Annotated in this window: 19 protein-coding genes; 16 read left to right on the top strand and 3 right to left on the bottom strand. The window is 69.0% G+C overall.

What is annotated here, in order from left to right; translation table 11 throughout:
• Positions 1 to 767 precede the first annotated feature (767 nt).
• From ACWPKK_RS21560 to ACWPKK_RS21520, 9 genes are all read left to right on the top strand, one after another.
• The gene (locus ACWPKK_RS21560; protein ID WP_452008168.1) at positions 768 to 1,601 is read left to right on the top strand and encodes a helix-turn-helix domain-containing protein; all 834 of its coding nucleotides are present in this window, start codon (positions 768 to 770) and stop codon (positions 1,599 to 1,601) included.
• A 12-nt stretch (positions 1,602 to 1,613) separates the two neighbouring features.
• Positions 1,614 to 2,282 carry a hypothetical protein gene (locus ACWPKK_RS21555; RefSeq protein WP_452008165.1) on the top strand — a complete coding sequence of 223 codons (669 nt, stop codon included), beginning with the start codon at positions 1,614 to 1,616 and terminating at the stop codon, positions 2,280 to 2,282.
• A 90-nt stretch (positions 2,283 to 2,372) separates the two neighbouring features.
• The gene (locus ACWPKK_RS21550; RefSeq protein ID WP_452008162.1) at positions 2,373 to 3,449 is read left to right on the top strand and encodes a UV damage endonuclease UvsE; all 1,077 of its coding nucleotides are present in this window, start codon (positions 2,373 to 2,375) and stop codon (positions 3,447 to 3,449) included.
• A 127-nt stretch (positions 3,450 to 3,576) separates the two neighbouring features.
• Positions 3,577 to 5,109, top strand: a complete 1,533-nt coding sequence (locus ACWPKK_RS21545) for a PAS domain-containing sensor histidine kinase (protein ID WP_452008262.1) — start codon at positions 3,577 to 3,579, stop codon at positions 5,107 to 5,109.
• Positions 5,099 to 5,803, top strand: coding sequence for a response regulator transcription factor (locus tag ACWPKK_RS21540; protein WP_452008159.1), 705 nt, complete (start codon positions 5,099 to 5,101; stop codon positions 5,801 to 5,803). Before ACWPKK_RS21545 ends, ACWPKK_RS21540 begins: the two co-directional genes overlap by 11 nt.
• Positions 5,804 to 5,927: 124 nt before the next feature.
• Complete coding sequence (locus ACWPKK_RS21535; RefSeq protein ID WP_452008156.1) at positions 5,928 to 6,350, top strand: response regulator transcription factor; 423 nt, start codon at positions 5,928 to 5,930, stop codon at positions 6,348 to 6,350.
• A 156-nt stretch (positions 6,351 to 6,506) separates the two neighbouring features.
• Positions 6,507 to 7,235: a helix-turn-helix domain-containing protein gene (locus ACWPKK_RS21530; protein WP_452008153.1), complete on the top strand. Its 729-nt coding sequence runs from the start codon at positions 6,507 to 6,509 to the stop codon at positions 7,233 to 7,235.
• An 89-nt stretch (positions 7,236 to 7,324) separates the two neighbouring features.
• Positions 7,325 to 10,075 carry a bifunctional acetaldehyde-CoA/alcohol dehydrogenase gene (gene adhE, locus ACWPKK_RS21525; protein WP_452008150.1) on the top strand — a complete coding sequence of 917 codons (2,751 nt, stop codon included), beginning with the start codon at positions 7,325 to 7,327 and terminating at the stop codon, positions 10,073 to 10,075.
• A gap of 180 nt (positions 10,076 to 10,255) precedes the next feature.
• A complete protein-coding gene (locus ACWPKK_RS21520) occupies positions 10,256 to 10,495 on the top strand; it encodes a hypothetical protein (protein ID WP_452008147.1) in 240 nt (79 codons plus the stop codon).
• 8 nt (positions 10,496 to 10,503) lie between these two features.
• On the opposite strand, the gene ACWPKK_RS21515 is transcribed toward ACWPKK_RS21520, so the two are convergent.
• The 3 genes from ACWPKK_RS21515 to ACWPKK_RS21505 all read right to left on the bottom strand — a co-directional run bounded on the left by ACWPKK_RS21515 (position 10,504) and on the right by ACWPKK_RS21505 (position 12,816).
• The gene (locus tag ACWPKK_RS21515; RefSeq protein ID WP_452008145.1) at positions 10,504 to 11,271 is read right to left on the bottom strand and encodes an amino acid ABC transporter ATP-binding protein; all 768 of its coding nucleotides are present in this window, start codon (positions 11,269 to 11,271) and stop codon (positions 10,504 to 10,506) included.
• Positions 11,268 to 11,948: an amino acid ABC transporter permease gene (locus ACWPKK_RS21510; protein WP_452008142.1), complete on the bottom strand. Its 681-nt coding sequence runs from the start codon at positions 11,946 to 11,948 to the stop codon at positions 11,268 to 11,270. Before ACWPKK_RS21510 ends, ACWPKK_RS21515 begins: the two co-directional genes overlap by 4 nt.
• A gap of 94 nt (positions 11,949 to 12,042) precedes the next feature.
• Positions 12,043 to 12,816 (bottom strand): amino acid ABC transporter substrate-binding protein, encoded by a 774-nt coding sequence (locus tag ACWPKK_RS21505; RefSeq protein ID WP_324869342.1) that lies wholly within the window; start codon positions 12,814 to 12,816, stop codon positions 12,043 to 12,045.
• Positions 12,817 to 13,160: 344 nt separating this feature from the next.
• Between ACWPKK_RS21505 and ACWPKK_RS21500 the strand changes: the two genes are divergently transcribed.
• The 7 genes from ACWPKK_RS21500 (at position 13,161) to hutX (ending at position 20,002) form a co-directional block, all read left to right on the top strand.
• Positions 13,161 to 14,120 (top strand): ChuX/HutX family heme-like substrate-binding protein, encoded by a 960-nt coding sequence (locus ACWPKK_RS21500; RefSeq protein WP_452008139.1) that lies wholly within the window; start codon positions 13,161 to 13,163, stop codon positions 14,118 to 14,120.
• Between the two features lie 13 nt (positions 14,121 to 14,133).
• Positions 14,134 to 15,045, top strand: coding sequence for a heme/hemin ABC transporter substrate-binding protein (locus tag ACWPKK_RS21495; protein WP_452008136.1), 912 nt, complete (start codon positions 14,134 to 14,136; stop codon positions 15,043 to 15,045).
• Positions 15,042 to 16,133: a FecCD family ABC transporter permease gene (locus tag ACWPKK_RS21490; RefSeq protein WP_452008133.1), complete on the top strand. Its 1,092-nt coding sequence runs from the start codon at positions 15,042 to 15,044 to the stop codon at positions 16,131 to 16,133. The genes ACWPKK_RS21495 and ACWPKK_RS21490 overlap by 4 nt, the downstream gene beginning before the upstream one ends.
• A 12-nt stretch (positions 16,134 to 16,145) precedes the next feature.
• Positions 16,146 to 17,027 (top strand): ATP-binding cassette domain-containing protein, encoded by an 882-nt coding sequence (locus ACWPKK_RS21485; protein ID WP_452008130.1) that lies wholly within the window; start codon positions 16,146 to 16,148, stop codon positions 17,025 to 17,027.
• 203 nt (positions 17,028 to 17,230) lie between these two features.
• The gene (locus tag ACWPKK_RS21480) at positions 17,231 to 17,902 is read left to right on the top strand and encodes a response regulator transcription factor (protein WP_452008127.1); all 672 of its coding nucleotides are present in this window, start codon (positions 17,231 to 17,233) and stop codon (positions 17,900 to 17,902) included.
• Positions 17,889 to 19,316: a sensor histidine kinase gene (locus ACWPKK_RS21475; protein ID WP_452008124.1), complete on the top strand. Its 1,428-nt coding sequence runs from the start codon at positions 17,889 to 17,891 to the stop codon at positions 19,314 to 19,316. Before ACWPKK_RS21480 ends, ACWPKK_RS21475 begins: the two co-directional genes overlap by 14 nt.
• A 140-nt stretch (positions 19,317 to 19,456) precedes the next feature.
• Entirely contained in the window at positions 19,457 to 20,002 is a 546-nt protein-coding gene (gene hutX / locus ACWPKK_RS21470) for a heme utilization cystosolic carrier protein HutX (protein WP_452008121.1), read from the top strand.
• Positions 20,003 to 20,159 lie beyond the last annotated feature (157 nt).

Below are 20,159 nucleotides of genomic sequence, written 5' to 3'. Positions count from 1 at the left end.
GGCTCATCCCTCCTCGCCAAAGGCCACGATAGGAGGTGCCGTCGGACGGAGGCAACCGGCAGGGCGGAGTCCGCCTGCAGACCTGTGTCCCGTTTGGCCGCGCTTGTGTAGGAAATGCCCGCGCCTGTGTCCCGAATGCCCGCGCTTCGTCCTCTAGCCATCGGATGGCGCCGCTCCGCGGGCGTCGGGTGGACCGGAACCGTGCGAATCGCGCGACGATTCGGCGAAACGCGAGCAAACGGGACAGAGACTCGGGGTCGCGGATTCCCGCCATGGCGCCACGAAGCGCGAGCAAATGGGACAGCCCCGGCGCCGGATGACTCCCAAACGCGAGCATTGGGGACACCGCAAATCCCGTGATGCGGCCAGCCGAACCGCGAAGCGCGGGCAAATGGGACATATCCGGCCGGCGAGGCTGGCCGGCGGCCGTCTTCCACGAAACAGTCCGCAGTCCGGACCGCAGACCATGGCCTCAAACCGCGGGCAAGTGGGACAGCCCGTGGCGGCGCGGACAGCGCCGGTCGCCGGCAAAGCGCGGGCAAACGGGATCGAATCCGATTCGCAGGCCAAGCGCGACCAAAGGGGACATATCCGCGACCAAGGACGACACAGGCGCGGGCCGATGGGACACAACCGCGGGCGAAGGGGACACAACCGAATCGGTCCCTTTTGCCCGCGATTCGACGGCTGCCGCAGCCGGCGGAATCCTTCGCGCAAGTTCGCCGGCCCCATCCATGCCGGCCCCAAAGCCTCGCGGAGTTTTCCCCATGCCCACACCAACGCTTTCCGCATCAGCGGCAAATCCCCCCGACACCAGACGGTGGGGACGGATTCCCGCCTGGTGGCTGGACCATCCCGGCCTGGACGCCGACGGCTTCGCGGTCCTGGCGGCGCTCGCCACCTTTGCCGACGAGGACGGCCTGTGCTGGCCGTCGCAATCGACGCTGGCCGCCAAGCTGAAGCGCTCGCGCCCCACCATCAACCGCATCATCCAGGGCCTGAGCGACATCGGGCTGGTCGGCGTCGAGCACCGCCGCGGCCGCGACGGCGCCCGCCTGTCCTGCCTCTACCGCCTGCGCTTCACCCCGGTCGATGCCGCCCTGGAGTCCGACGTGGGATCCGACCGGGAGTCCGTCTCCGCTCGCCCTGTCCAGCCTGCCGACAGGGATGACTCGGACATGCACAGCCCCTGTCCGCCGGCGAGTCAGGAACAGGTCCATTCCAAACAGATTCCAGACTCGCTCGCTTCGGGCGGGCACGGTCAGGCGCAGACGGTTCCGGAGGACTGGATGCCGACTGCCGACGACCTTGCCTGGGCCAAGGCCCGTCACGCCGAAATCGACCTCGGCCGCCATGTCGAGGGGTTCATCCTGCGCTGCCGGGCCCATGGCTACCGCTACCGCGACGTCTCCTCCGCCTGGCGGGCCTGGCTGGCGCAGGATGCCGCGGCGGGGAAGGCCCCGGTCGTCCGCAACCGACCGTCTGCGGCAGTGAGCGCCCCAACCACCCGTCCGTCCGCTGCCGCCGAACAGCGGCTGGGCGCCTGGGCCGCCGCCGCCGCGGAACTGCGCCAGCGCACAGCCACCCCCTCCTGGTCGTAAAAGGGGAGACCGATGACCACCCCCAAGAGAAGCACCACCGCCACCATCACCGCCCTGCCGCGCTCCCCATCCTCGACGGTCCCATCCTCGCTGGCCACCGCCTTCGATCCGGCACTGCCGGCGCCCAATCGGCAGGCCTGCCTGACCGCCGCGCTGCCGCCCGTGCTTCGGCAGCGTCTGGCCCAGGGCCGGACCGACCGCCGCCCGCGCTTCGGCGACGATGGCTTCGACGGCATGATCGAGCTTTGGTCGCCGCCGGACGGCATCACCGCCGCCGAGGCTGCGCTCGCCCGCCGGAGCCTCGAGGAGTTGTACGCCACCGTGCTGGCCCCGGCCGACAGCGACCATCTGCTCGGCCGCGTGCTGACACTGCTCAGCCATTTCCCGGCCAAGGGGCTGTCGCCCGAGGTGGAGCGGATGATGGCGCTCGACTGGGCCGAGGATCTGGGCGAATACCCGGCCTGGGTCATCGATGCCGCCGCCCGCAACTGGCGCCGCACCCGGAAATGGCGTCCGTCCATCGCCGAGATGCGGGCTCTGTGCCAGGAGCTGTGCGCACCCGAACGGGCACTGGCCGACCGGCTGGGCGCGCTCGCCGCGGCCGCCCCGCGGGATGCCAGCGGCACGGGCCTGCAGGCGGTCGCTACCGGGGCGCTGCGCCGGATGGGCGGGATGGGGTGAGCCCGCCGGTCCCTGCGGTGAATGGCCCCGGTGGACGGTGCTTGCCGGCGGTCCATATCAAGTGGCCCGTCCGCTTCACGTTGCCGACCGATGCCCGACAGCTCTCCGATTACGTCCTCCTCCGCCCCCCGCTTCGGCTGGTGCTGCCAGTATGTGCCGCCCGATGGCGACGCGGGACTTGCCAAGCGCATGAATCCCGGCACCGTCACCATCGCGACGCTGAGCAAGCTGGGTCCGGCCCGTGCCGAGGAAAAGCTGACGGAGGTGCTGCGCCGCAACCTGCTGGCCCTGCATCTGCAGCTGGACGAGGTCGCCCGGCATCCGGCCTACCGCCGCCTGCTGCGCGTCAACAGCGGGCTGCTGCCGGCCTACACGCACGAGATCGGACGGCCGCTCTACTGCCAGCCCGGCGTCCAGGCACTGGTGCGGAGCGGGCTGGAGCATGCCGGCCGCAAGGCGATGGAGGCGGGAATCCGCATCGGGCTGCATCCGGACCAGTATTGCGTGCTGAACAGCGCCAACCCGTCCACCCTCGACAATTCGGTGGCGGAGCTGGAATACCATGCCGACATCCTGCGGATGATGGGGCTGGCCGGCGGCTGGCACCCGCGGGGCGCGCATGTCAACATCCATGGCGGCGGGCGCGGGGAGGGGATCGCCGGTTTCCGCCGCGGCCTTGCCCTGCTGTCGGAGGATGCCCGCAACCTGCTGACCGTCGAGAACGACGAGATGTCCTTCGGCCTGGACGACCTGCTGCCGCTGGCCGACGCCGTGCCGATCGTTCTCGACCTCCACCATCATTGGGTCCGCACGCAAGGGGAGTATCTGCGTCCCGACGATCCGCGCATCGCCGTTGTCATCGGCTCCTGGCGTGGGGTGCGTCCCGTCGCCCATATCAGCGTGTCGCGCGAGGATCTGCTGGCGGACTGGCCGGCGGACAGCCTGCCGGATTATGCCGCGCTGGCGGCGCGCGGGCTGACGACGAAGGATCTGCGGGCCCATTCGCAACGCATGTGGAACCGTGCCGTCAACCGGCTGGTGGCCGACCATCTCTCCTGGGCCGATTTCGAGGTGGAGGCGAAGGCCAAGAACCTCGCGGTCGACGATCTGGAACTGGACGCCCTCGGCAGCGGGGCCGTGGCCGCCTCGCCCAATCGACAGCCTTGACCGACGGTTGTACTCAACTACTCTGTTGGCGGAGACGGATGACAGCCGATTGATTTCATGTGAGGGTTTTGACGTGGCCGACGACATCCGGGATGAAAACCTGGACGCGCTTTCGCAGTTGCAGGCGATGCTGGACACCGTGCCCGATGGGATCGTCATCATCGACGACCGGGGCCGGATCAAGACCTTCAACCCTGCTTGCGAGCGCCTGTTCGGCTGGACCGCCGCCGAGGTGATCGGCCGCAACGTCAAGATGCTGATGCCGCCGCCCTATCGGGAAGAGCATGACGGCTATCTGGAACGCTACCACCGGACGGGGGAGCGGCGGATCATCGGCATCGGGCGCGAGGTGACCGGCCTGCGCAAGGACGGCTCCCGCTTCCCCATGGATCTGTCGATCGGTGAGGCGAGCCAGGACGGCGCCCCCGTCTATATCGGCATCATCCGCGACCTGACCGCGGCCAAGCAGGCGGAGGCGGCGCTGAGGGAGCGCGAGGCCCGCCTGACCTCCATCCTGGAAACGGTGCCGGAAGCCATCATCGTCATCGACGAGAAGGGGCTGATCGAATCCTTCAGCCCGGCGGCCGAACGGCTGTTCGGCTATGCGGCGGCGGAGGTGATCGGCCGCAACATCAGCATGCTGATGCCCTCGCCCTACCGCGAGCAGCATGACGGCTATCTGGAGCGCTACGGGCGGACCGGGGAGCGCCGCATCATCGGCATCGGCCGCATCGTCTCCGGCCAGCGGCGCGACGGGTCGGTCTTCCCGATGGAACTGGCGGTGGGCGAGGTGCTGCTGGCCGGCCAGCGCCGCTTCACCGGTTTCGTCCGCGACCTGACCGAACGCCAAGCCACCGAACGGCGCCTGCAGGAGCTCCAGTCGGAACTGCTGCATGTGAGCCGGGTCAGCGCCATGGGCCAAATGGCCTCGACGCTGGCGCACGAGCTGAACCAGCCGCTGACCGCGGTCATCAACTACGCCAAGGCGGCCAAGCGGCTGATGGAACGGCCGGAAACGGTGGCCAAGGCGATGGACATGGTCGACAAGGCGAGCGCCCAGGCGACCCGCGCCGGCCAGATCATCCGCCACCTGCGCAGCTTCATCGAAAAGGGCAAGACCCACCGCTCCGTCGAGCCGCTCAACAAGGTGGTGGAGGAGGCGAGCGCGCTCGCACTCGTCGGCGCCAAGGAGCGGGAGCTTCATGTGCGCTTCGACTTCGACGCCGCCGACCCGCTCGTCCTCATCGACAAGGTCCAGGTCCAGCAGGTGATCCTCAACCTCGTCCGCAATGCGATCGAGGCGATGGCGCAGGGAACCCCGGCAGGAGCGCAGCGGGTGCTGACCGTCCACACCGGCTCGGAACCGGGCGAGCCCGCCTTCCGCCGCGTCGCCGTCAGCGACAGCGGTCCCGGCGTGCCGGAGACGGTGCGTGCCCAGCTGTTCCAGCCCTTCGTCACCACCAAGAGCAGCGGCATGGGGCTGGGCCTGTCGATCTGCCGCTCCATCATCGAGGCCCATGGCGGGCGCCTGTGGCTAGAGCCGATGGCGACGCCGCCCGCATCGGGCGCCAGCTTCGCCTTCACCGTTCCACTGTCCGCATCGGATTCCGGTGGGGATGCCGGCCCGGATGCTGTCCCGGAGGCCGGCGATGCCCGCTGACGCCATGCCCACTGCGGACTCCGACCTCACCGTCTTCATCCTCGACGACGACGACGCCATCCGCGATTCCCTGGAAGTCCTGCTGGAGTGCGCCGGATTCCGGGTGGAAAGCTTCTCCACCCCGCTGGGATTCCTGGAGTCCGGCGCGCCGGCGCGCCCCGGCTGCCTTCTGGTCGATGTGCGGATGCCGCAGATGAGCGGCCTGGACGTGCAGGAACGGCTGACCCGCGGCGGCCACGCCATGCCGGTGGTGGTGATGACCGGCCATGGCGACGTTCCGCTCGCCGTGCGCGCCATGAAGGCGGGAGCGGTCGATTTCGTCGAGAAGCCGTTCGAGGAGGAGGCGCTGCTCGCCGCCGTGCGTTCCGCCCTTGCCCTTGCCCGCGCGTCGGAAAGCCGGACCGCGGATGCCGCATCGCCGGCCGCGGTCGCGGAACAGCCGGCACCGCCGCCCGCCGTTTCGGCCTCGCCGGAGGTTCTGGACCGCCTTGCCGCCCTGACACCGCGGGAAATGGACGTGCTGCGCTGGCTGGTGGCCGGCAAGTCGAACAAGATCATCGCCTTCGAACTGTCGATCAGCCCGCGCACCGTGGAAATCCACCGCGCACGCGTGATGGAGAAGATGCGGGCCGACAGCCTGCCGACCCTGGTGCGGATGGCGATCGCCGCCGGCGTGGTCCCCGGCGGCGCGTGATCTGCATCAAAAGCGCACCGCATACGCAATGGTCCGTATATCGGCGCCCTCCACAGCCTTTTATCTTCCATGACGCGCCGCACCGTCGGCGTCGTCTTGTCTGCATGGAAGTTCGGAGGCTGTCATGGATCACCTGGGCAACAAGCCGGGCAACGGACCGGGCGGAATGCCGGGTGCCGGAATCGTCCACATCGTCGACGACGATGAGCCGGTCCGCGACTCCCTGAAGGCCCTGCTTGAAGCCTTCTCCTTCGACGTGCGGGACTTCTCGTCATGCCGGGAATTCCTCGACACAATCGACGGCAATCCGCAGGGCTGCCTGGTTCTCGACCTGCACATGCCGGTGATGAGCGGGCTGGAGTTCCTGGAGCGCCATGGCGGCGATCTGCACGGCATGCCGGTGATCATGGTGTCCGGGCGCGGCGATCCCGCGACCTTCGCCCGTGCCAAGGAAGCCGGCGTGGTGGCCGTGCTGGAGAAGCCGTTCGACGAGGACCAATTGATCGACATGCTGAACGGCCTGCTGCCTTCGGCCGCCGCCGCCTGATCCCGTACGGTCCGCTACGTAGGTACACTTACGTACGCAAACTTCCTTAGGTACATCACCGAACTGCACAGGACGGCAGCGGATCGATAGCTTCGGGCCATCAGATGCACCCCGGAACGAACCGGAGCGCACCGCACCGAAAAGGTCGAGGCCACCATGTCCACGCACGCCGCCATTGCCGCCCACGCCAACCGCGCCGTTCCTGGTTATCTGGTCTCCGCCCTGGCGATTTCCCCCGCCTCCGGCATGGGCGCCGCCATCCAGCCGCGCAACCCCGCCGACCCGCTCGCCAGCCTGGGCCACTCCAAGGTCTACGAGCGCGAGACCACGGTGTTCAGCGAAGGCGATGCGGCCGGCTCGGTGTTCCGGGTGATGAGCGGCATGGTCCGCCTCTACAAGATGCTCCCCGACGGCCGGCGCCAGATCATCGGCTTCCTGCAGGCCGGCGACATGATGGGGCTGGCCTTCGCCGCCCAGTATCTCTACACCGCCGAAACCGTCACGGCGACCACGATCCAGCGCATTCCGCGGCTGGAACTGGACGCCCTGATGGACGCGCAGCCGGCCTTCGCCCGCAAGCTTCTGTCGGCGACCACCTCGGAACTGATCGCGGCGCAGGACCAGATGGTGCTGCTGGGCCGCAAGTCGGCCGCCGAGAAGGTCGCCACCTTCCTGCTGCGCCTCAGCGACCGCAAGGGTGGCGAGCAGACCATCGACCTGCCGATGGGCCGCAGCGACATCGCCGACCATCTGGGCCTGACCACCGAGACCGTGTCGCGCACCCTGACCAAGCTGAAGTCGACCCGCCTGATCCGCATCCTCGTCGGCGGCAAGCTGGACCTGCTGGACCGCGACGCCCTGGCCGACCTCGCCGGCGGCTTCTGACCCCTACCGCCTGATCTTCAAAAGTTTCGAAGAACCGGCCGTGCACCGGGCGCCCCAGATGTTCGCTGGGCGTCCGGGATCGCAGCGGTGTGCCTGAACGGTGCATCCCACGGCCTTTCCGCACCCATCACCGCGACGGCGTCACGGCGTTCTTCGCGGACAGCAAGTGGATGATGACCATGACCGTCACGACCCTCTCCGACCTGAACGCCCTGATTTCCCGCGTGAAGGCGGCGCAAGCGCGCTTTGCCGAGTATCCGCAGGAGAAGGTTGACCTGATCTTCCGCAGTGCGGCCCTGGCCGCCGCCGACGCCCGCATCCCGCTCGCCAAGATGGCGGTGGCGGAGACCGGCATGGGCGTGATGGAGGACAAGGTCATCAAGAACCACTTCGCCGCCGAGTACATCTACAACAAGTACAAGGACGACAAGACCTGCGGCGTCCTCTCCGAAGACCATGACGCCGGCATCCTCACCATCGCCGAGCCGGTCGGCCTGATCTGCGGCATCGTCCCCACCACAAACCCGACCTCCACCGCCATCTTCAAGGCGCTGATCGCGCTGAAGACCCGCAACGGACTGGTCCTCTCCCCCCATCCCCGCGCCCGCAAATCGACCTGCGAAGCCGCCCGCCTGGTGCTCGCCGCCGCGGTCGAGGCTGGCGCCCCCGACGACATCATCGGCTGGATCGACGAGCCCTCGCTGGAGCTCTCCAACGCCGTCATGCACCATCCCGACATCAACCTGATCCTCGCCACCGGCGGGCCGGGCATGGTCAAGGCGGCCTACTCGTCGGGCAAGCCCGCCATCGGCGTCGGCGCCGGCAACACCCCGGCGGTCATCGACGAGTTCGCCGACATCAAGCGCGCGGTGGCCTCCATCCTGATGTCCAAGACCTTCGACAACGGCGTGGTCTGCGCGTCCGAACAGTCGGCGGTGGTGGTCGATGCCGTCTATGATGCCGTGCGCGACCGCTTCGCCCACCATGGCGGCTACATCCTGTCGGCCCGCGAGGCCGACGCCGTGCGCAAGGTTCTGCTGGTCGACGGCCATCTGAACGCCGACATCGTCGGCCAGCCCGCCCACGCCATCGCCGCCATGGCCGGCCTCACCGTGCCGCACGCCACCAAGGTGTTGATCGCCGAGGTCACCGACGTCGACGAGGCCGAGCCCTTCGCCCACGAGAAGCTCTCCCCCACCCTGGCGCTCTACCGCGCCAAGGACTTCCGGGAGGCCTGCGACAAGGCCGCCGCGCTGGTGGCGCTGGGCGGCATCGGCCACACCTCCGCCCTCTACACCGACCAGGACCAGCAGGCCGAGCGCATCCGCCATTTCGGCGACAAGATGAAGACCGCCCGCATCCTGATCAACACGCCGTCGTCCCATGGCGGCATCGGCGACCTCTACAACTTCCGCCTTGCCCCGTCGCTGACGCTGGGCTGCGGGTCGTGGGGCGGCAACTCGATCTCCGAGAATGTCGGGCCGCAGCACCTGATCAACAAGAAGACGGTGGCGAAGAGGGCGGAGAACATGCTGTGGCACAAGCTGCCCAAGTCGATCTACTTCCGCCGCGGCTGCCTGCCGTTTGCGCTTGAGGAGCTGCGCGGCAAGAAGCGCTGCCTGATCGTCACCGACCGCTTCCTGTTCGAGAACGGCCATGTCGCCGAGAGCGTCCGCGTTCTGAAGTCGCTGGGTCTGGAGGTGGAGACCTTCTTCGAGGTCAGCGCCGACCCGACGCTTGCGGTGGTGCGCAAGGGCGTGGCCCTGGCGAACGCCTTCCAGCCCGACGTGATCCTGGCGCTGGGCGGCGGCTCGCCGATGGACGCGGCCAAGATCATCTGGGTGATGTACGAGGCGCCGGAGGTTGCCTTCGAGGATCTGGCCCTGCGCTTCATGGACATCCGCAAGCGCATCTACACCTTCCCCAAGCTCGGCGTGAAGGCGCAGCTGGTGGCGGTGCCGACCACCTCGGGCACCGGATCGGAGGTCACGCCGTTTGCGGTGGTGACCGACGAGCGCACGGGCACGAAGTACCCGATCGCCGACTATGAGCTGACGCCGACGCTGGCGATCATCGACGCCAACCTCGTCATGGACATGCCCAAGGGCCTGACCGCGGCGGGCGGCATCGACGCGGTGACCCACGCGCTGGAGGCCTATGTCTCGGTGGTGGCGAACGAGTATTCGGACGGTCAGGCCCTGCAGGCGCTGAAGCTTCTGAAGGAGAACCTGCCGTCCGCCTACCGCAACGGGTCGAAGGACCCCAAGGCGCGGGAGCTGGTTCACAACGCGGCGACGCTGGCCGGCATCGCCTTTGCCAACGCCTTCCTCGGCGTCTGCCATTCGATGGCGCACAAGCTGGGGGCGGAGTTCCACCTGCCGCACGGCATCGCCAACGCCCTGCTGATCGCCAACGTGATCCGCTACAACGCGGCGGACATCCCGACCAAGCAGACGGCGTTCAGCCAGTATGACCGGCCCAAGGGCGTGGCGCGCTATGCGCAGATCGCCCGGCATCTGGAACTGGGTGGCAGCCGCGACCATGAGCGGGTGGAGAAGCTGATCGGCTGGGTCGAGGAGATGAAGCAGGCCTTGGAGATCCCGGCCTCGATCCAGGCGGCGGGGGTGCCGGAGGCGGCGTTCCTGGCGCGGGTCGATGCGATCGCCGAAGCGGCCTTCGACGACCAGTGCACCGGCGCCAACCCGCGCTATCCGCTGGTCGCCGAGATCAAGCAGCTGCTGCTCGACAGCTACTACGGTCGCGCCTATGCCGAGCCGGAGAGCGACCGGAGCCCGGCGATGCTGAGCGTGGTCGGCCAGACGAAGACGGCTGCCGAGTAAACCGCAAACGCAATCCTACGTAACCGTGGGGGCCATCGGGCCGGGGTGACAACCCCGCGCCCGGTGGCCCCCGACTGCGTTCCGGCCCGGAGTCCGGCAAGTTGCCGGACGCAACAGGTTGCCGCCCCGGCCCGTTGATGGAGGAAGGACTATGTCCAACTCCATCGAGCAGGAGCCGCCATGACCAAGCGCTATTTCCCGCCGAGCCACGAGATCAACGAAGGGGCCGACATTCCCGGTGCGGCAGGGAAGGGCGGCACTCCGGGCGCGTCCGCCCGGCGGACCACCGTGCCTGATGCCGACGACGGATTGAGCGGCGGAAGCGACGAAGGCAACACCGGCGCCGGCCATGCCGGCGGCGATGTCGAAAGCGGCGGCGTCACCCGCACGCCTGACAAGCCGGCGAAGCGGCGCCGGTAGCCGGCAGCTCAGACGCCTTCGCCCTGCTGCCCCTGCTGGGTCAGGGTGGCGATGAAGCGCTGGGTGCGCTCGCGCTCCGGGTGGGTGAACAGCTTGCGCGAGGGGCCGGTCTCCACCACCTCGCCGCCGTCGAGGAACACCACCTCATGGGCGATGCGCGAGGCGAGGCGCAGGTCGTGGGTCGCCATCACCATGGTGGTGCCCTCCGCCGCCAGCGTGCCCAGCACCTCCACCACCTCGCCCGACAGTTCGGGGTCCAGCGCGGAGGTCGGCTCGTCGCACAGCAGAACGCGCGGCGACGGGGCCAGCGCGCGGGCGATGGCGACGCGCTGCTGCTGGCCGCCCGACAGGGTCGCCGGCCACGCATCGGCCTTGTGGGCCATGCCGACCTTCTGCAGCAGGGCCATCGCGCGCTCCCGCGCCTTTTCCGCCGGCCATTTCAGCACGGTCACCAGCCCTTCCATCACATTCTCCACCGCCGTGCGGTGGGGAAAGAGCTGGAAGTTCTGGAACACCATGCCGGTCTGGCCGCGCAGCCGCTGGATGTCCTTCCAAGCCGGCTTGCCGCCGGGCTGGAATGCCAACTCCTCCTCGCCGATGCGCACGGTTCCGGAGGTCGGGATTTCCAGCAGGTTGATGCAGCGCAGAAGCGTGCTCTTGCCGCCGCCGGACGGGCCGATCAGGGCGGTGACACGCCCTTCCGCCACCGTCACGGACACGCCCTTCAGCACGGTCAGGTCGCCGAAGCGCTTTTCGATGTTCGACAGCCGGATCACGACTTGGCCTCCAGGAAACCGCCATACTGGCCGAACCGGCGTTCCAGCCGGACCTGCAGCGCAGACAGGATGGAGCTCAGCGCCAGATAGATCAGCGCCGCTTCCACATACAGGATCAGCGGTTCGTAGCTGGTGGCGACGATGCGCTGGGCGGCCTGGAACAGCTCCGGCACCGTGATGGCGGCGGCGAGCGAGGTGTCCTTGACCAGCGAGATGAAGGTGTTGGACAGGGGCGGCACCGCGACGCGGGCGGCCTGCGGCAGGATGGTGCGGCGCATCGCCTGCGACCAGTTCATGCCGATGGAATAGGCGGCCTCCCACTGCCCCTTCGGCACCGATCCGATGACGGCGCGGATGATCTCCGAGGTGTAGGCGCCGACATTCAGCGTGAAGCCGATCAGCGCCGCCGGGAAGGCGTCCAGAACGATGCCGACGCTGGGCAGGCCGTAGAAGATCAGGAACAGCTGCACCAGCAGCGGCGTGCCGCGGATGATCCAGACATAGAAGCGGACGATGGCGGCGAGCGGCGCCGGCCCGAACAGACGGACCACCGCCGCCACCAGCCCGACCGTCAGGCCCAGCGCGAAGGAGGCCAGCGTCAGCGGCACGGTGAAGACCAGTGCCGCCCACAGCAGCGACGGAAGCGAGTCCGCCATCAGGGTAAGCCAGTGCAGCAAGGGGGAAGGTGCCTCTCGTGGTGAAGGAACGACAATGCCCCCGGCCCGGATGGGGCAGGGGGCATTGGGAACGGTTTACCGCTCGATCCGGCGGTTACTTGGAAACGTCGGCGCCGAAATACTTCTGCGAGATCGTACCGTAGGTGCCGTCGGCCTTCATGGCGGCCAAAGCCTCGTTGATGGCGGCGACCAGTTTCGCCTCGCCCTTGCGGACGATGATGCCGGACTGGTCGGCATTGTCCTGGGTCGCGGCGATCTTCACGTTCGCGTTCGGCTTCTGCTTCTTGAAGTCCAGGAAGGACAGGCTGTCGTTGACCGTCGCGTCGGCCCGGCCGTTCAGGACCAGCTGGATCGACTGGTCGAAGCCGTCGGTGCCAACCAGCTGCGCGCCCGACGCCTCGGCCAGCTTGCCGAAGTTGCTGGTCAGCGACTGCGCCGATTTCTTGCCCTTCAGGTCGTTGAAGCTCTTGATGGCGTCATTGTCGCCCCGCACGATCAGCACCGCGCGGCTGGTGATGTAGGGATCGGAAAAGTCGTATTTGGCCTTGCGCGCCTCGGTGATGCCGACCTGATTGATCACGGCGTCGTAGCGGCGGGCGTCGAGGCCGGCGATCAGGCCGTCCCACTTGCCTTCCAGGAACTCCGCCTTCACGCCGATGCGCTTGGCGACCTCGCGCCCGATCTCGACGTCGAAGCCGACGAGCGCGCCGGAGGCGTCGTGATAGGTGAAGGGGGCATAGGTGCCCTCGGTCCCGATCTTCATCACGCCGTCCGCCTTGATGCGGTCGAGGTCGCTCTGGGCCTGGGCGGCGGAGACGGCGGCGACCTGCAGAAGGCCGGCGACGAGAAGCGATTTCAGCCAATTCATCGGTTGATGCCCGGTGTTTGGGGATTGGATCTTGGGTTGGTCCGCCACCTTGGGCGCATTTTTGCGCTGGACGGTTACCGTCACGCTACAGGAAAGAATATTCCCTAACAAGGGAATCCAATACCTATTTAGCACATATCAACTGTGCTTTGTGTGTACCGCAAACGGATCGGGCTGGAAAATCACGGACCTGTCCGGCTTTCACCGCCATCGGCGTAAACACCTCGGAACCGGAATTAATGCGGGTTAATGAACCCCGCCTTGTCATTGATAATGACTATCATAATCATCTGGGGAACGTCACCGGCGCGGCGCCGCGCCAGCCCTCTCCAGGATTTTCACCGATGCCCGACACCTCCCTGCCTTCCATTGAGGCGCCCACCGTCACCGACACCGCGACCGGCCATCTGCGGCTGGAGGTGGACTGGCCGGCGGTGCTGCCGCGCCTGGACGTCCTCGGTCCGGTCCGGGTTGTCACCGCCAACCACGCCATCACCCATGGGAAGGTCGGCCGCTTCGGCAATGTGTCCGGCAACGGCCACGCCATCATCGTGCTGAACCGCGAGGTCGATCTGCGGATCTTCCCCCGTCACTGGTGCCGGACCGCTTACGATCCGGCCGCCGGCGCCATCCTGATCCGCAATGCTGCCGGGCAACCGGTCCATGCCATCCATCGCACGGCCGATACCGATGCCGCGGCCTGGGACGCCTTCCTGGACGAGAACCGGGCGGATGGCGACTTGGCCGACGAGGTCGAAAGCGGCGAACCGCCGGTCCAGACGGTCGCCACCGTCCCGGCCGACATCGACGTCGCCGGCCTGCGTGCCGCCTGGGCGGCGATGGCCGATGTCCATGAATTCCACGGGATGCTGAAGCGGTTCGGCGTGGCCCGCCTCGACGCCATGCGTCTGGCCGGCGGCGAGTTCGCCCGCGAAATTCCGCTGACGGCGGTGACCGGACTTCTGGAATCCGCCCGCGACGGCCGGATGGAGATCATGATCTTCGTCGGCAATGCCGGCTGCATCCAGATCCACACCGGTCCGATCTCGACGCTGCGAACGGACGGGACCGTGCTGGGCATCGACGATCCCGGCTTCCGCCTGCACTGCGACACGGCGCGCCTGTCCAGCGCCTGGGTGGTGTTCAAGCCGACCGACAAGGGCGGCATCACCACCGTCGAACTCTACAACGCGGAAGGGGAGAACTGCGCGATCCTCTGCGGCCAGCGCGACGAGGACAAGCCGGAACGGATGGAATGGCGCACGCTGGCCCGGTCGATGCCCGACCTGCCCGGCGTCGCCTGAGGTGTGGGAGCCCATGATGATGCGCGCATTCTCCCGCCGACTGCCGGGCCGCCGCCTTTTCGCCGTCCTCGCCATTGGCTTTGCCGCCGGCTTGACGGCGCCGGCCGCCGGGGCGGCAGAGGGGACGGCGAAGATGCGCCTCGTCACCATCGGGGCGCCGGTGACCGAGTTGGCCTTCGCGCTGGGGGCCGGCGATGCGGTGGTCGGGCGCGACACGGTCAGCCGCCAGCCGGCCGCGGCGGCGGCGAAGCCCGATGTCGGCTACATGCGCACCCTGTCGGCGGAGGGGCTGATGTCGCTCGCCCCCACCCATGTGCTGGCCGTCGAGGGGGCCGGGCCGCAGACCGCCTTCGACCAGCTTCGCGCCATGGGCGTTACGGTGGAGATGGTGCCGGAGGTCTCCAACCCGGCCGGGCTGACCGCCAAGATCGCCGCCGTTGCCCGCGCCCTGGGCCGGGAGGAGGAGGGCAGGCGTCTCGCCGCCGATGTGGCCCGCCGGCTGTCCGCCCTGTCGGCCGAGGCACAGCAGGCCGCCGGTTCCGGCAAGGCGGGAGCCCGCATCCTCTGTCTGGTCGGCGGCGGTCCTGGCGGCATGATGGCGGCCGGGCGCGGCACCGTGCCGGATGCCCTGATCGCGCTTTCCGGCGGACGCAACGCCATCGACAGCGACCGCGACTTCCCGCCGCTGTCGGCCGAATCCGCCCTGGCCGCCGAGCCGCAGATCCTGCTGGTCAGCCGCGCGCTGGTGGAGCGGTCCGGCGGGCTCGGCGCCCTGCTCTCCCTGCCGCAACTGGCGATGACCCCGGCGGCGCGCGACCGCCGCGTCGTCCAGATCGACGGCGCGCTTCTGGTCGGGCTGGGTCCGCGTACGCCGGAAGCGGTCGAGGCGCTGCTGCGCGCGCAAACCGGGAAGGCAGGGCCATGAGCGGCAGCGCCAGCCTGTCCATCGCCGGTGCGCCGGCCGCCCGCCGGCCTCGCCTCGGTCCCGCCCTGGGGCTGCTGGGCGTTGCGCTCGCGCTTGCGGTCCTGATCGCCCTGTCGACCGGCAGCATCCCGCTGCCGCTGAACCGGGTGCTGTCGCATCTGGCGCAGGTGGTCGGGTTGCCGGGCGAAGCGCTGGGCACCCGCGATGCCGCAGTCCTCTATACCCTGCGCCTGCCGCGCATCGTTCTGGCGGCGGCGGTCGGCGTGACGCTGGGCGTCGCCGGGGCCTCGCTCCAGGCGATCTTCCGCAACCCGCTGGCAGATCCCGGGCTGGTCGGCGTGTCGAGCGGGGCGGCGTTCGCCGGGTCGGTCACCATGATGCTGGGGGTTGCCGGGCTGGGGCTGTCGCGCAGCGGCCTGTCGCTGTCCACCCTGCTGCCGGCGACGGCCTTCCTGGGTGCGCTGGCCGCGACGATCCTGATCCTGGCGCTGGCGCGGCGCGACGGGCGCTGCTCCGCCACCGACATGCTGCTGGCCGGCATCGCCGTCAACGCGCTGGGCGCCGCCGGCATCGGACTGTGCAGCTATCTCGGCGACGATCAGGCGCTGCGGCAGATGACCTTCTGGATGATGGGCGGCTTCGGCGGCGCCGCCTGGACCCACATCGGCCCGGCGCTGGTGCTGATGCTGGCGGCGACCGCCGGACTGCTCGCCAACGCCCGGCGGCTCGACCTCTATGCGCTGGGCGAGCGAGACGCCTTCCTTCTCGGCCTGGAGCCGCACCGCTTCGCCGTCCGCACCGTTCTGCTGGTGGCGCTGGGGGTTGGGGCGGCGGTCGCCGTCTCCGGCCTGATCGGCTTCGTAGGATTGGTGGTGCCGCACATGGTCCGGCTGTGGCTGGGGCCGGCGCACCGCAGGCTCCTGCCGGCGACGGCCCTGGCGGCGGCGACCCTGCTGATCCTGGCCGATACCGCCGCCCGCAGCATCGCCGCCCCGGCCGACGTGCCGGTCGGGCTGCTGCTGGGCGCCGTCGGCGCGCCCGTCTTCCTGTGGCTGCTGCGCGCCCGCGGCGGACGCTCGTTCGGTTGAGGAGCTTTCATCTTGCTGCAAGCCGAGCATGTTTCCTTCGCCGTGGGCGGCCGCCGGCTGGTCGACGGCGTGACCGTCCATCTGGTCCCCGGCCGGCTGCTGGCGATCCTCGGTCCCAACGGCGCCGGCAAATCGACCCTGCTGGCCCTGCTGTCGGGCGAGCGCCGCCCGACCGGCGGTGCCGTGCGACTCGACGGGCGCGACCTGCGCAGCCTGCCGGCGCGGCTGCTTGCCCGACGCCGGGCACTGGTCGGCCAGCATCCCTCCGCCGGCTTCGCCTTTTCGGTGGATGAGGCGATCATGCTGGCGGTCGAAACCGCGCCCTGCAGCGCGGCGGACCGGCGGCGGCTGATCGCCGAAAGCCTGCGGGCCGCCGATGCCGAGGGCTTGCGCGACCGCCTGCTGCCCCAGCTGTCGGGCGGTGAAAGCCAGCGCGTCGCCTTCGCACGCGCGCTCGCCCAGCTTGCGGCCGGAGCGCTCCACCGCGACGGACCGGACGGATCCCCCTGCCTGCTGCTGGACGAGCCGACCGCCAGCCTGGATCCGGCGCACCAGCATCACCTGCTGCGGGCGGCGCGAACCTGGATGGAGCGGACCGGCGGCGCCTGCGCCGTGGTGCTGCACGACATAACGCTGGCCGCCCGCTATTGCGACGACGCGCTGGTGCTGGCGGACGGGCGCGAGGCCTGGAGCGGTCCGATGCCCGCCCTGCCGGTACCGGTTCTGGAACGGGTCTTCGCCACCCGCTTCGTCCGGATGCCGGCGCCGGACGGGCAGGGGGCCGTCTTCGCCACCACTGGCCAGCCGCCCTCCAACCAGCCGTTAGGAGGATCGCGCATGGATTTTTCTGCTGACAAAAGCCCCTCTCCCCCTGTGGGAGAGGGGTTGGGGTGAGGGGTAGCAAGCCAGATTTCCACCGACCTTCGGTCGGCCGCCCCCTCAACCCAACCCGCGGGTCGGCAAAACGCCGTTGGCGTTTGGCCGATCCCGCCCCGCAAGGGGAGAAGGGCTTCTCACCCTGGCCCAGTCGCTGTACAAGGCTGGACGGCGTAAACGCGACTGATTATTAATATCACTTCTTGTGAAGGGAGGAGGCGTTGCGCGTTCTGGTCGTCGAGGACGATGCGGCCGTCAGCTATTGGATCGGGGCCAAGCTCAATGGCTCCGGCCACTCCTGCCGCTTCTCCGGCGACGGCGAGGAGGCGCTGCGCCTGCTTGCGGAAGAGGCGTTCGACGTCGTGGTGCTCGACCGCATGCTGCCGAAGCTCGACGGCATGGAGGTGCTGAAGCGGCTGAACGGCATGCGGCATCCGCCGGTGCTGGTGCTGTCGGCGTTGGACGAGACCTCCGACCGGGTCGCCGGGCTGCGCGCCGGGGCCGACGATTACCTGGGCAAGCCCTTCGACTTCGCGGAATTGCTGGTGCGGCTGGAGCATCTGTCCCGCCGCCACGGGCAGGCGATGGCCGCTCCCGGCGACCTGCTGACGGTCGGCGATCTGGTGATGGACGTTGCCCAGCGGCGGGTGACGCGGCGGGGTGTGCCGATCGAGCTGACCGACAAGGAATTCCGCCTGCTGCACATCCTGATGAGCAATCCAGGCCAGACGGTGACCCGGACCATGCTGCTGGAAAAGGCCTGGGGCTACGGCTTCAACCCGCCGACCAATCTGGTGGAGGTGCATGTCTTCAAGCTGCGCAGCAAGATCGACAAGGATTTCGATCCACCGCTTCTGCGCACGGTGCGGGCGATCGGCTATGCGCTTGGTTGAGCGGCTTCCCGCCCGCATCCGCCCGCTGCTCGACACCCGCAGCTTCCGCCAGACCATGACCATCGGTGCCGTCTTCGTCGTCGTCACCTCCGGCGCGGTGCTGTGGAGCCGCAGCCTGCTGACCGATCTGGTCAAGGACCATGTGGTCGAGCTGCTGGAACGCGACACCGCGACCCAGCGCCAGCTCGGCCGCTTCGGCGACGCCCTCGATCTGGCCGCCGACCTGCGCCGCCGCGCCCAATTCGAAACGGAGACGGCGCGCAAGCGGCTGGTGCTGGATGCATCGGGACGGCTGCTCTACGGCGACGACGCGACGGCGGCGCGGCTGCTGGACGTGCTGTCCTGCGACCCGGCCCGTCTCGCCTCCTGCCCGACGGGGCTGGTTGAACGACGGGGCAAGGACGCCACCGACGGGTGGAAGATGCAGGCGATGGTGGTGGCGCTGCCCGACGGCGGACGCTTCATCAACGCCTACGACATCCAGCCGATGCTGAGCCAGATGCGGGCGGTGCCGCTGGCGGCCGGGGTCGGTGTGCTGCTGTTCCTGCTGACCAGCCTGACCTTCGGCGTCTATTTCAGTTCCGGCACGCTGCGCCGGGTCGGCGCGATGAGCGAGGCGCTCGCCGCCTATGCCGGGGGCGACCGCAACCGCCGGATCGACGTCGGCCGGACCGACGACGAGTTCGCCGGCCTCGGCCGCGAGATCAACCGCACGCTCGACCGTGTCAACCGGCTGGTGGAGGAGGTGTCTAGTGTGTCCAGCAGCATTGCGCACGAGCTGCGCACGCCGCTGACCCACCTGCACAACCGGCTGGCGGGCATCGCCGAGGACTGTGCCGACCCCGAAATCCGTCGCGCGCTGGAGGATGGCATCGAGGAGACCCGGCGCATCCAGCAGCTGTTCCGCGCCATCATGCGTCTGGGGGAGATCGAGACCGCCCGCTGCAGCCTGAGCATGGAGCCGCTGGAGGCGGTGCCGCTGCTGGAGGAGATCCGCGAATCCTATCTGCCGCTGGCGGAGGAGGCGGGGGTCGCGCTGTCCGTCTCGGCCGAGCCGGGGCTGCGCATCCGCGGCGATCGCAGCCTGCTGTTCCAGGCCGTCGCCAACCTCGTCGACAACGCCCTGAAATATGCGCCTCAAGGCCGGGAGATCCGGCTGTCGGCCGGCATTCGCGACGGCTGGGAGGAGATGTGCGTCGCCGACCGCGGGCCGGGCCTTGTCCCTGGCCAGCGGGCGCTGGCGGTCCAGCGTTTCTTCCGGCTCAACCCGCAGGATGGGGTGCCGGGCTATGGGCTCGGCCTGTCCATCGTCGGCGCCATCGCCACGCTGCATGGCGGCGGGCTGCTGCTGGACGACAACGCGCCGGGGCTCCGCGTCACCATCCGGCTGGGCCGCCATGCCCAGATGGAGTGATCGGATGGAGTGACGAGACCGGCCACATTAAGCGGCGTTAAGGGAAGCACGGTTGAGCTTAAACGCGACTGCGAATTATTCTCATAAATGTCACCGGACAGTCGCTTGTCCCCTCCCGTCCTGCCCATTCGGATCCCGCCATGACCGCACAGAACACCCCCGCCGCCAGCCGGGATGCCGCCTTGGACTCCCTGCGCGCCCGGCTTCTTGCCGAACCCGGCGGGGTGCTGGAGGCGGTGGCGGCGGAGACCGGCGTCAGCCTGCGCGACGTCGTCGACTGCCTGCCGGCGGCCATGCGCAGCTTCGTCCCCGGTTCGGCGGCGGAGGCGGCGATGACCGACATCGCCGGCTGGGGACCGATCACCTTCCTGGTGCACAGCGCCGATCTGGTCCTGGAATGCAAGGGACCGCTGCCGCGCGGCCAGTTCGGGCGCGGCTTCTACAATCTGGCCGGCGGCAGCCCGATCGGCGGCCATATCCGGCTGGACCGCTGTGCCGATCTCGCCTTCGTCCGCCGTCCCTTCATGGGCAGCGGCGACAGCTGCGCCGTGATCTTCTTCAACGGCGACGGCGAGGCGATGTTCAAGATCTTCGTCGGCCGCGACGAGAAGCGCCAGCTTCTGGCCGATCAGGTGGACCGCTTCCTGGTCTTGCGCGACCGGCTCTGCTCGCCGTTTGAGGGTTGAACCGTTCCGCATCCGATCAGACCATGGGCCTCCCTCGGTCGTCCTCCCCGCGAAGGCGCTACGGCGTGCACATATCTCGCATCGGCGAAGAAAAGGCTGCATCCGGTGGCGAGTGGCCCTTCTCCCCTTGCGGGGCGGGATCGGCCAAACGCCAACG

Source organism: Azospirillum largimobile (assembly GCF_977007025.2).
The sequence above is the reverse complement of the archived record's forward strand: the minus strand, read 5'-3'. Positions and strand labels throughout refer to the sequence as shown.